Annotated in this window: 9 protein-coding genes; 4 read left to right on the top strand and 5 right to left on the bottom strand. The window is 52.6% G+C overall.

What is annotated here, in order from left to right:
- Positions 1-139: 139 nt before the first annotated feature.
- A complete protein-coding gene (locus tag CHB92_RS01135) occupies positions 140-901 on the bottom strand; it encodes a creatininase family protein (protein WP_089317312.1) in 762 nt (253 codons plus the stop codon).
- A gap of 320 nt (positions 902-1,221) precedes the next feature.
- Between CHB92_RS01135 and CHB92_RS01140 the strand changes: the two genes are divergently transcribed.
- Positions 1,222-2,088 carry a creatininase family protein gene (locus CHB92_RS01140; RefSeq protein WP_089317313.1) on the top strand — a complete coding sequence of 289 codons (867 nt, stop codon included), beginning with the start codon at positions 1,222-1,224 and terminating at the stop codon, positions 2,086-2,088.
- 106 nt (positions 2,089-2,194) lie between these two features.
- Entirely contained in the window at positions 2,195-3,370 is a 1,176-nt protein-coding gene (locus tag CHB92_RS01145) for an acyltransferase family protein (protein WP_218824217.1), read from the top strand.
- Positions 3,371-3,613: 243 nt separating this feature from the next.
- Here CHB92_RS01145 and CHB92_RS01150 read toward each other — a convergent pair whose 3' ends face one another.
- On the bottom strand, positions 3,614-4,585 hold the full coding sequence (locus CHB92_RS01150; RefSeq protein ID WP_089317314.1) for a nitrilase family protein: 972 nt from the start codon (positions 4,583-4,585) through the stop codon (positions 3,614-3,616).
- Between the two features lie 89 nt (positions 4,586-4,674).
- Positions 4,675-5,586, bottom strand: coding sequence for a ChbG/HpnK family deacetylase (locus CHB92_RS01155; protein WP_089317315.1), 912 nt, complete (start codon positions 5,584-5,586; stop codon positions 4,675-4,677).
- 349 nt (positions 5,587-5,935) lie between these two features.
- Between CHB92_RS01155 and CHB92_RS01160 the strand changes: the two genes are divergently transcribed.
- Positions 5,936-6,808 (top strand): sulfite exporter TauE/SafE family protein, encoded by an 873-nt coding sequence (locus tag CHB92_RS01160; protein WP_089317316.1) that lies wholly within the window; start codon positions 5,936-5,938, stop codon positions 6,806-6,808.
- 30 nt (positions 6,809-6,838) lie between these two features.
- Here CHB92_RS01160 and CHB92_RS01165 read toward each other — a convergent pair whose 3' ends face one another.
- Positions 6,839-7,297, bottom strand: coding sequence for an RrF2 family transcriptional regulator (locus CHB92_RS01165; RefSeq protein WP_089317317.1), 459 nt, complete (start codon positions 7,295-7,297; stop codon positions 6,839-6,841).
- A 282-nt stretch (positions 7,298-7,579) separates the two neighbouring features.
- On the opposite strand from CHB92_RS01165, the gene CHB92_RS01175 reads away from it, so the two are divergent.
- Positions 7,580-8,713, top strand: coding sequence for a sugar phosphate isomerase/epimerase family protein (locus CHB92_RS01175; protein ID WP_089317319.1), 1,134 nt, complete (start codon positions 7,580-7,582; stop codon positions 8,711-8,713).
- Here the strand turns inward: CHB92_RS01175 and CHB92_RS01180 are convergent.
- Positions 8,703-11,813 (bottom strand): transglycosylase domain-containing protein, encoded by a 3,111-nt coding sequence (locus tag CHB92_RS01180; protein ID WP_089317320.1) that lies wholly within the window; start codon positions 11,811-11,813, stop codon positions 8,703-8,705. The two genes, CHB92_RS01175 and CHB92_RS01180, sit on opposite strands and share 11 nt — an antisense overlap.
- Positions 11,814-11,874: the final 61 nt, after the last annotated feature.

The raw sequence follows: 11,874 nt of genomic DNA on the forward strand, positions 1-11,874 counted from the left end.
CCGCTGTAGTCACTTAAAAGCTTGTTTGTAATTAGTCTGGCGAGCTTAGGCTGGGACATTTGCGGGGCCTGTGAAGCTGCGAACAATCCGAGTTGTTAGCGGAGCAGCACCTGTATAAATGCCTGCTCCGCTCAGTGGTTTACTCGTACAAATCGTCCAGCCGGGCATTCGCCAGGTCTACAAACAACTTACTCATTTTGTCAGTGACAGCCTGGAAGAAGCGGGCGCCCTTTTCCGGGGTGGCTTGCTTCGGGTTGCCCACCCCTGTGTCCTCTGTCACCTGCGACCACTTGCGCTCGGCCCATGCCCAACCCTCTCGGAAAGCTTTGATTTTCGGTTTCCTGTCATGTCCTTCGCCAGCCTCCTCTAAAGGCCGGACCAGGTCAGGGCGTAAGTGCAGGATCAGGCTTGTTTCCATCTCGTCTGCGTGATCGCCGGGGTAGTCGAAGAACTCGCTCTTGTTCATTGCCTGAAACCAATTGCAGCTGGAGATAAACATCTTCGGATACTTTAGTCCCAGTTCCCGGATCATGGTTTTGAAGTCGTTGCCGCCGTGGCTGTTCACGATAAGCAGCTTGTAAATCCCCTGCCTGTTCAGCACCTCCAGTACGTCGTTCAGCACAGCGGCCTGTGTGCTGGGGCTCATGTTGATGTCTAAGAGGATGTCGGCCTGCCCCGTGTTGACGCCAAACGGAATTGTGGGTAATACAATCACTTTTGCGCCAGCTTCCCAGGCCTTTCGCGCCGCTTCTGCCGCTATGTTGTCGGCTTCAATGATGTCGGTCGCATAGGGGAGGTGGTAGTTGTGTGCTTCGGTGGCGCCCCACGGCAGGATCGCCACTTCGAACTGCTCGTCCTTGATGGCCTTCCAGTTTGTTTCTGCCAGAATGTATGGTCTCATATGGTGGTAATTTTTTTCGATTATAAACAGTTTCTTACTCTCTTAAACAGAAGGTGATGTTATAGTAGCTCGCCGATCAAGGAGAAACGAAGGCACAGCAGGCGAGGCGAAAAGCTAGAAAAGAGCCCAAAAGCCCAAGTCGCTACATGGCTCTTGGAAACATATACCCTGGTTACCTTTCTCAACACTAGCAGACAAGCTGTGTTTTACATCGGCAAGAAACACTTTTATGAAAATATAAGAAAAGGTTACTCATAAACATAAAAGTTTTATATATTACTTAAGTATTTCGCTTTGGTCATTTACTAATACTCAGGCTTATGAGGCTATTCGTCATCCTGCTGCTGTTTGCCAGCAGTGCCTTCGCACAAGATATTCCCTCCCGCTGGGACGAACTGACAGCAAGCGACTGGCCGAAGGCGCTCGAGAAATCAGCCCGCACCTGTATTCTGCCGATTGGTATTCTGGAAAAGCACGGGCCGCATGCTCCCCTTGGCTCTGACCTGATCCACGTGCGGGAATGGGCGGCACGGGCAACTAAGAACGAGTACGCGGTGGTGTTTCCCGATTACTTTTATGGGCAGGTATATGAGGCTCAGCAGCAGCCCGGCACTTTTGCCCTGCCAAGCCGCTTGGTGTGGGACCTGCTGGATGCCACGGTGGAAGAGATTGCCCGGAATGGCTTCGATAAAATTGTTATCGTAAACGGACATGGGGGGAGTCCTCAGTTGCTGCGTTACTTCGTGCAGTCGCAACTGGAGAAGCGCCGTGACTATGTCGTGTATTTCTTTGATCCGGTACAGGACCCTGCCTTTACTGCTAAAGTGAACAAAATGCGTAAAACAGACCCTGCCGGCGACCAACATGCGGGCGAGCGGGAAACCTCTACTCTGCTTTACCTACGACCGGACTTAGTGAAGCAGGAGCGGGCAACGCAGGAATCAGGGGAAAACCTGAAGCGGTTGGACCTGCCCAACCTCTACACTGGTATTTGGTGGTATGCCAGCTATCCGAATCATTATGCCGGGGAAGGGGCGAAGGCAAAACGGGAACTAGGCAAGCTTTTAACAGAGAATCAGGTAGAGGCCCTGACACAAGCCCTGAAAGTAGTGAAGGCCGATACCAAAACGCTGGAGATCCAGAAGGAATACTTCGACAGGGTAGACCAATTGGGAGAAGAAAACTAAACCTTCCGGTTCTGCTCCTGGAATCACTGACCGCTTACCCGCTACATGGCCTTTGCGAAGGCTTCATTCAAACAGGAACCATATCCTTTCGCTATAACCCGCTTCTATGAATCAAGTCTTTACTACTGATAAGGCCACGGACAAGGGCCTGTTACAGGAAATGCCCCGGCAGCGCTACCTGGCCTTAGATGTGCTGCGCGGTATGACCATTGCGCTGATGATCGTGGTGAACACGCCCGGTAGTTGGCAAACCATTTATCCCCCTTTCCGGCATGCAGCCTGGCATGGTTTCACGATCACGGATCTTGTTTTTCCTACTTTCCTCTTTGTGGTAGGGAATGCCATGAGCTTTAGCATGCGCAAGTTTGAGGGGCAGGATGACAGCACTTTTTTGAAAAAGGTGTTCAAAAGAACAGCCCTGATCTTTCTGTTAGGCCTCTTGCTGCATTTCTTCCCTTTCGTGACCCGCAACGAGGCTGATGAGCTAGTGCTTTTTAACTTCGCAAACATGCGCATTATGGGGGTGTTGCAACGCATAGCACTTTGCTATGGCATGGCGGCCCTGGTGATCCATTATTTTAAGGTGCGGGGAGCTGTGGTATTTAGCGCCATTGCGCTGCTGTCTTACTGGGCGATCATGTATTTTGTAGGCGAACAGCCTGATCCCTATAGCCTGGAGGGAAACGCGGCACTGAAGTTTGATTTGCTGCTGATCCCGGCCCAGAACCTCTACAAGGGGTTTGGGATTCCTTTTGACCCTGAGGGACTACTTAGCACCTTGCCGGCGGTGGTCAACGTGATTGGAGGTTTTCTGGCTGGCTTGTACATACAGCGAAATGGCAACAACATGGGGACTGTGTTTAAGCTAGCTTTGGGGGCGGCGGCCTTTATTGTGGTGGCCCTGGCGTGGGACCTGGTTTTCCCCATTAACAAACCAATCTGGACAAGCTCTTATGTAGTGTACACTATTGGCCTGGATTTGCTTATCCTATCTGTGCTGATGCTGGTCATCGAGGTGGCAGGCTACAAGGGTTGGACCTACTTCTTTGAGGTATTCGGCAAAAACCCGCTGTTCATTTACATCTTGTCCGGAGCGATCATCAAAGTCATGAGCCTCTCCAGGATAGGGGGCATGAGCGTGAATGGTTGGCTGTATCAAAATGTTTACCTGGCCCTGCTGGAAGGGGAGAACGCTTCTCTACTCTTTGCTATCAGCTATATGCTACTCTTGTGGTGCATTGGCTACTGGATGGACAGGAAAAAGGTATACATCAAGGTGTAACCAAACGCAATGCCTTTGGTAGCGCGATATAAGTAGAAGAGGGGTAGCCAGGTGTTACCCCTCTTCTGTTTTTTAGCTTAAAGTAAAAGATATCTCCAGCAGAGTGACTGACAGTACCTGATTGCCGGCCAGGGGATGTTGCTGGGCCGAGTAAGTGTTTGGGAAGTAGTAAACATAAAGAAGGGCAAGTACAAATGCATCCGCAAGCAAGATATCTTTTAAGGCAGGTACAACAGGATACTTTTACACTTTTTCCTGGGCACCTGCTTTCTCCTGTTGTAGCCAGACAGGCTTGGTTTCTGACTGGTGGTCTGCGCCTAGTATATCCCGGTAAAGCGCCGGCTTCCGGGCGTTGCGGTAGCGGTAGCCACCAGCCAACTGAAGTTTGTCTTCCGTAATGGTGGCGATGGTAATGGCATTATCAAAGCTTTTGACTTCCGAAAGCACTTCACCATAAGGGTCCAGGATCATGGCGTTGCCGTTTTTAAGGTGTTCGCCATCATACCCAATAGGGTTGGTGAAAGCATAATACACCCCGTTGTCATAAGCCCTGGCGGGTAGCCAGCGCATCAGCCATCGGCGCCCTTTCGGACCGTCGAATTCCAGCCGAAGGGGCACAGGGTCGGTGTGCCGGGCCTGCCACAGGCTGTCGGCCACATAGCCCCGCCCGGGCATTGCGGAGGGTGTGCAGCCGGTAACGTGTGGGGCGAAAATAAGCTCGGCACCCAGCAGGGTAGTGGCTCTCACGTTCTCTACTACATTGTTGTCATAGCAGATCAGGATGCCACACTTCCATCCTTTCAGGTCAAATACCACGTACTCGGTGCCCGCCTCCAGGTACTTGCTGATAAAGGGGTGGATCTTGCGGTACTTGGCTAGCAACTCTCCCTGATCTACGCACACATAAGTATTGTAGAGCTTACCCGCTTCTACTTCAACCAGACCGGCCAGAATGGCAATGCTATACTTTAAGGATAGCTCCTGAAGCTTTTGCAAGCTCGGCCCTCCCGGAACGTCTTCCGCTATTGCCAGTAGCTCCTCATGCGTCAAATCTTTCAGGAAAGTATAGGCGGTGATGGAGAGCTCGTGAAAGCTGATTACCTCCGCGCCGCCTGCCTTCGCTTTAGCGGTTAGTTCTTCTATAACAGCCAGGTTATAGGCCTTATCGCCGTCTTTGGGTTCGAACTGCGCAACCGCCACGCTTAGATTTCTCATGCTACTTGTTTTTATCTTTTGTATTTATGCCTGTGTTAGAGGTAACTTCTTAAGGAAAACTGTCATGAGGCTTTTACCCTCCACAACGATTACGGAGCCTGCGTAAGCGGAGGCTGCATGTTGCTAAACCCTTTGGTCTGAATAAGGTCAGCATAGTTCATGAGCCGGAACTTCCGGTCTACCAATTTCCTGAATTCAGGAGAAACAAGCATGTTTAGCTCTGTTTGCCGGTGTTGGCTGGCTCTTGGTTTCCCATCCGCTGCATTCATAAGGGCGCTGTTCATATCCACCAGAACGTCCATCTCCGGAGAACTCTGGGCCACGTGCAGTTCTACTACATTCAGGCTTCCTGGCTTTAGGTTGCTGGCAAAGTCCATAAACTCTTTCGCCTTGGTCTCTACGGATACAGGCCACATGCTTTTGTAGGTTTCGCCAAAGTAGCTCGATATACCCAGTTTATACTTTCGGGCTAGTTTCATGGTAATGGCCTGCAGTTCAGGTGTGGCAACAGCCATGCCCATGTGCGGGTCCACGTAACTAACTTTCAGGCCTGACTTTAATGCCCTTTCTATCTGAGCGGTCAGTTCTTTCTCTACTTCATCGAGTTTATAGTCGCTCTTCAGGAAAGCCTCGATAGAGGGCGGAAAGTATCCAAGGCTGTCCACGAGGCTTGGCACAGCGGAATGACCAGCTACAGGCCCCCACCTATAGTTCTTCCACTCTGCGTTCAGGGTTAGGTGCACGCCCACTGCCACGTTCGGATGCTCTTTCAGGATCTCTACCGCCTCCTGGTACCAGGGGCAGGCAAACATCACAGAAGCAGAGAGGGGCATGCCCGTTTCCGCTAACTGTTTCACGCCCATGTTCACCGCATGGTTCATGCCGATGTCGTCCACCCGTAGCAGCAGGGTAGGGGGCGCTGTTTTTTGTGCCAGCGCCAGCTGCACCGGAAACACATTCATTAGCAGCACAGTAACTACAAGCGTGTAAAGCTTTTTCATCCTTCCTGGGGTTTTTACGTTTCTAAACCTTGTACTTATGTTCTTGCTTTAAGATAACATTAAATAGAATAAGTTGATACTCTTTTGCCTTAGGCCAACTAAAAGTTTCTCGTCTTAAATATTACAAGGCAACAGGTTAAAAGTACCCCTGTCCTGCGAGTGCGAAAGGGAATGTTTGAGGCCGGAAAAAATAGTTCTGCTTTTGTCTATAAAATCGATAGAGTTTATATTTATTTGCAGGGGCAAGCAAGCAGAAGCCTTAGAAGCTGCTGTTTCTTTTAAAGATTGATTAAACTATTTGCGCCATAAAGGCAGGATTTAACACAGGTACACTTAAAACAGAAAAAGTATGAGAGCAATTTACTGGTATGGAGCTGGCTTAACAGTGGTTGCTGCTTATATACTCTTTGTCACAGGAGTGTATCAGTTGCTGTTAAATGCCATGCCACAGGCTATCAGCGAGCAGATTACGTCTGAAATCTTCCTGTACATGCTGGCAGGTTTTGTCGCTCAGATGATAGACGGTGCCTTGGGGATGGCCTATGGGGTAAGCTCTACCACTTTCCTGATGGCCATGGGGGTACCGGCCGCTGCTGCAAGTGCCAGCGTGCATACCTCCGAAATTTTCACCAGCGGCGTGTCGGGCCTCATGCACCTGAAATTCGGCAATGTAAACCGAAAGCTGTTCCAGACGCTGCTGCTGCCGGGCATAGTCGGGGCTGCCCTGGGGGCCTATGTGCTTTCCTCACTGGAAGAGTACGATTACATCATCAAGCCAATTGTATCTACTTATACCCTGGTGCTGGGTGTGCTCATTCTCCGGAAAGCTTACCAGTTAAGGAAAGAAGGGGTGGAAGTGAAGAACGTAGCGCCTCTGGCTATCTTCGGCGGCTTTATGGACTCCATTGGCGGAGGCGGCTGGGGCCCGATCGTGTCGTCTACCCTGATGGCGCGTGGCCATTCGCCCCGCTTTACCATAGGTTCTGTTAACCTGGCCGAGTTTTTCGTGGCGCTGGCCTCCTCGCTTACCTTCTTCACCATGATCGGCCTTGTACACTGGCAGGTAATTCTGGGGCTGATACTGGGAGGGATCTTTGCCGCCCCTGTAGCTGCCTCGCTTACAAAACGCCTCCCTGTTAAAACCATCATGCTGATCGTAGGCGTCGTGGTGATCCTCATCAGCCTGAAAACAATTATAACGGCTACATTAAAGCTGATATAATTTCCTCTTAAGTAGGGCCCTGTCTTATGCCTACCCAGGGTTTGCTGTGTACTCCTCGTCTTCCGATACCATCGCCGAAATAGCGTCGAGGCTGCTGAGAAAGGTGTTGTCCAGGATCTCGGCTGTGGCATCGCGCACCTTCTTCATCACGATGCGGATTTCGCAGGTCGCCTCGTCCGTGCACTCGTCACACTTGCGGTAGTACAAATGGCTGACGCAGGGGATAGGCGCCAGGGGGCCGTCTATCATTCGGATCACGTTACCGACAGAAATTTCAGCGGGGTTCTTAGCGAGGTAGTACCCTCCGTTCTTCCCTCTGACACTCTGTAACACTCCATTGGTCTTCAGGTCCACCAAGATCGCCTCCAGGAACTTTCGCGGGATGCGCTCTTTTTCCGCGATGTCCGATATAATGACTAGTCCTTTATCGTACTGGCGGGTAAGGTGAAGAAGTGCTTTAAGCGCATATTTTGCTTTTTTTGAAAGCATGGAGTGCCGGTGTTTAGTTAAGCCAAAGTTACTTTTTTAGAAGGTAAAGTGAAAAGATAAAGTTCCTGTCGGCATGCGGGTAAACGGGCTGCGCCCGGCCTATGCTATTGGAAGCACTAGTAAGCAGGGACGAGGGGCGCAACCGAAAGAAGTGGGCGTGGCCGTGTTGGTTGTGCCGCTAAAGATTGCTAACTTAAAAACAGGAAAACCGGGGCCGCCTGCCAGGGGCGTGACCGTGTTCTTACAAAACTGCCTTCAAAAGCCTAAACGAAACCAAGACCTATGAACAATCCGATCTGGATCATGACCTCCGCGTTCGATCAGCTTAATTTAGACCAGGTAATCGCAAAGGCGCAGGAAGCAGGAGTGCAGGGCCTGGACCTGTGCGTGTTCCGGCGGGACGGCACGCGGGATGACTTTGTGGCCACGCACCTGGACTATGAGAGCTTTGGTTTGGAAGAGGCGAAGCGCCTGCTGGAGAAATTCAATAAAGCCAGGTTACAGCTTTCGGTAGGGGCTTTTGAGAACCTGATCGGGGGTGACCCGGAACAGCGGGTGAAAAACCAGAACCACCTACTCCGGCTTATTCGCATGGTGCACCTGTTGGGCGGCGACGCTAACGGCGTGAAGGTAGGCACTTTTGTCGGCTACAACCATGAGCTGGGCAACCAGGAGCAGGGCTTTCAGAAAAACCTGGAGGCGTATGCCCGTGTCTTTACCCCCATCATTAAGTATGCCGAGGACCTGGGGGTGACGGTGCTGTACGAAAACTGCCCGATGGAAGGCTGGCGCTCAGCTAGCTACACGAGCACATTCAATAACCTGACAGGCGTGCTGGCAGCACGTAAGCTCATGTACGAGCTGATTCCCAGCAAAGCACACGGCGAGATTTATGACCCTTCGCATGATGTGTGGCAGCACCTGAATCCAAGCGAGGTGATCCGGCACACTGATATGGCACGCCTGCACCGCATCCACGTGAAAGCTACCCGCAACAAGGGCAACGTGTACTGGGGCAACATGTACCCCATGCAGTTGGTGGATGCGGACCTGGCCAGGCGAGCAGGGGTCCCAACCTGTAAGAACGACTGGGACCGCCATAATTACGAGGCAATGCTGCCGGGTTTCGGGGGCTCCGATAGTATGGACTGGCGCGCCTTTGTGAACACTTTGGAGGAGCGTGACTTTACCGGTCCTTTTGAAATCGAAAACGAGGCAGCCCTGTCGAAAGGGACCGGAAATATGGGGGCCATTATGCAAGGCTTTAAAGCAACTACCTTAAACCTGGCCCCCATGCTGTGGGAACTCTCGGAAGATGGATACCAGTATAACCCAAAAGGCTACAGAGAGCTGCAGGTAACTGCCAGCAAAGACATTCCGGTCGTAACGATGAAAGAGTTGGGCTTTAGGGAGTAAGCTCCCCTGCTTTTAAAGCGATCGCCTGCTTACTGACCTGGGTAGAGTCGGGTACGTTCTTTTGCTGGAAGTTGATACCCTGCTCCAGGTAAGGCTCCAGGATCGGCGCCATTCCCTCCAGCACCTGTACAGGTAGGGACGAGGTGAAGTGGAAGTCCGCTGATTCCCGACCCGGTACGAAGGCGGTTAGGGTACCAAAATGATGATCGCCGAGGAAGAACACAAAGGTGGCCGTACGGTTAAGCGCTTTAGAGGCCACACGCCGCCCTCCTGCGGTAAGCGTAAAAATGCGGTTATCCCCGGTTCCGGTTTTACCCCCCACATGCAAGGGTTCTCCGTCTGGCCGGGTGAAACCTCCCCGCAGGCGGCGTGCCGTTCCTTCGTCCACCACCTCAGATAAATTTGCCCGCACAAGGGCAGCCACTTCCGGTGCCATCACCTGTTCCCCCACTTTGGGCGACCACTTGAGGGCGGTTTCATAAGGCGTGTGGGCGGCGAAGTGTAGTTCCTCAATGCGGAGCGTTCGCTGGCGCTCTCCGTTGTTCATGATAATGCCCATTAGCTCTGCCAGTGCCTCCGGCCGGTCGCCAGAGGAGCCCAGGGCCGTCGCTAAGGAAGGCACCAGTTCATCAAAAGGATAGCCAAGCCGCTTCCAGCGTTGCTGTATGTCCTGAAAGGCGGCTAACTCCAGCATGGTGCGGATACGGGAATCCCGGGCACTCTTATAGCGCGTACGGAACAGCCATTTGTAAACGTCCTGACGTTCATCCTTGCTTGCCTCCACCACATCTTTCCATCCAGCACCTGGTTCTTGCAGCATGTAACTGAGTAACCATAGCTCCAGCGGGTGCACACTGGCAATGTAACCCTGGTCCGAGAGGTTATAAGCGTCGGGGCCATACTGGCGGTACAGTTCTCCAACCCGCTCATCTGTGAGCTCTTGCTGCGGCAGGCGCTCACGCAGAAACTTACCAAAGCTAACAGAATCAGTTTCAGGGTACAGGAAGCGGTGCACGAGGGCAAACTGCACCGGGTGTTGCCGTATGTTTCCCAGTATCTTGTTCAGCCGCTCCTCTTCCGACTTGCCTTCATACTTCTGCCAGAAGCGTAGCAGGAACTTTTGCCCTTCCCGGTCCGCAAACTGCATCAGGTATTCCCGGCGGCGCGGGTCGTTATCATCCGCCAAAAGCTTTGCCCTGTCGCCTATTGCCTGGTAATTGCTATAATATACCAGGTCCCGCATCAGGCGCACAAAAGGCAGGTTAATAGACTTGAGCAACGCCTCTTGTACGGTAGGGTGCAGTCCGTTTTGGTTGCTGCTGAAGTTACGGAAAGTGTGCATGCCGCCTCCCGTAAAGAAGGCTTCGTATGGGTTAGCCGAATAGCGGCGCTGCAGGGCCGCCTGCAGCATAGGAGCAAGGGTCTTGTCATCCGTGCTGATCAGGTAGTGCAGTGCCCACCGCGACAAGTTGTCCTGTGGTTCACGTAAAGCCTGGTGTAAACTCTGGACGGGCTGGTCAGCATAGCGTTCGTGTATCTCAGCCATTATTTCCAGGTAGGTGATGAACACGCGCAGCTTGGCAGTGGAGCCCAACTCCAGTTTGCTGTCTTCGTTAATGTCGAAAGGCTGGTCTGTGTTGTCGGTCTGCACCCGCACCAGGTTGCCGTGTGGCGTGCGCTCAAACAAAGTAAAGCTATAGCGTACGCCCTTTGTTCGGTTCGGGGACAACAGGCGCTCGCCTATCAGACCAACCGTACTGGCGAACTCCGGGTCGTTCAGGCGGTTGAGGTAGGAGCTCACCTGTTCCTGCAGGTCGCCCTGTAGGGTGGTGGTGGCAGCAAGGTCCAGGCGGTCCAGGTCGTACAGCGATTTGTTCAGCAAGACAGAAAGCCGGGTACGGGCCATAAGGGCCCCCTTGTCCGTCTCCATGGGCTCAACAGCGGGATTCTCCTTGAAATTACGGAACACTATTTCCTGCGCAAGGCTGGCATCCCGCAATTCGGGACTGATGCGCCCGTGGTCTGCCATCAGGCGCAGGTAGCCTGCTGTCAGGTCGCTTAGCTCTGCATGTCCTTCGGAGCCCAGGTAATAGGAGGGGCGGCGCTGGGCAATCATCAGGGAAAGCACCTGGCGCAAGGCCCTGCCCTGAGCCAGGAGGGTGTCTCCTTGGGGGTTCCGGATTCTGAGCAGTTCGTTCACCTGATCCAGGTCCGAGCCAAACCAGACCCAGAGGCCATCTCCCAGGCCGTGTACCTCCCCGTAGCCCGGCGCACCCGAGAGGGGTACCGTGTTCACGTAAGAAAGTACGACTGCCTGACGGGCTGGGAAGGTTTCCGGCCCTGCCTGGTAGGTGCGCACGCTCGCGGAGATCATCTGCCGCAGCTTTTCCTGCGCATTGCTGGTTATACCTTCCGGAGAATGGCGGAACTTCTCGATTTGCGTAGACAAGGTGCTGCCGCCTATCACCCGGTAGTTCAGGCCAATGGCTTGGGCCGCCTGATGCATGATCGCCTTTGTAAAGCGGCCCCAGTCTACGGCAGGATTCATGTAGGGCCTGTTCATGTCCAGCAACTCCCGGTTCTCGATAAACAGCAGAGATTGTACTATCACTGGAGGGATGGAATCATAACTGGCGTAAATGCGCCTGGGGTATGGCGAGGCATACACTGTTTCGCCCCGGCAGTCGCCAATGTGCAGGCCTGCCTGGCTTTTCTCTGGATAAGGAATGTAAAATCCCTTGGAGGCGTACTCCATTAAGGCCGGTGAAAACCGGGTCTGTTGCTTTATCTCCATGCCCCTGGAACGCAAGCGCTCGAGGAGTTGCGGTAGCTGTGCATAGCCCAGGCGTGTGTCGAAAGGGCCGCTTTTCGGATATATTACTTTATCGCTGGGTCCATCATCCAGATGATAGGTTAAAGTAGTCGCATAGCTAGATAGTTCCTGTGCCTGGAACCGGGAGGTATGCATTTCATACCCCAGAAAAGCGATGACAGCTACCAACCCCAGGAGCAGAATGCCGAAGAAGGTCCACTTGAGAATGGACGCATGCTTCTTTTCTTTCCTATCCAAGCTCAAAGGACGGTAGTTGTTTATGGTCATTGTTGTACTTTTTTCTGTTTGTAAAAGGCAGGTTTCTCTGTTTTTTTACGGCTAGTTGCTA

The organism is Pontibacter ummariensis, assembly GCF_900188175.1.
Classification (GTDB): Bacteria; Bacteroidota; Bacteroidia; order Cytophagales; family Hymenobacteraceae; genus Pontibacter; species Pontibacter ummariensis.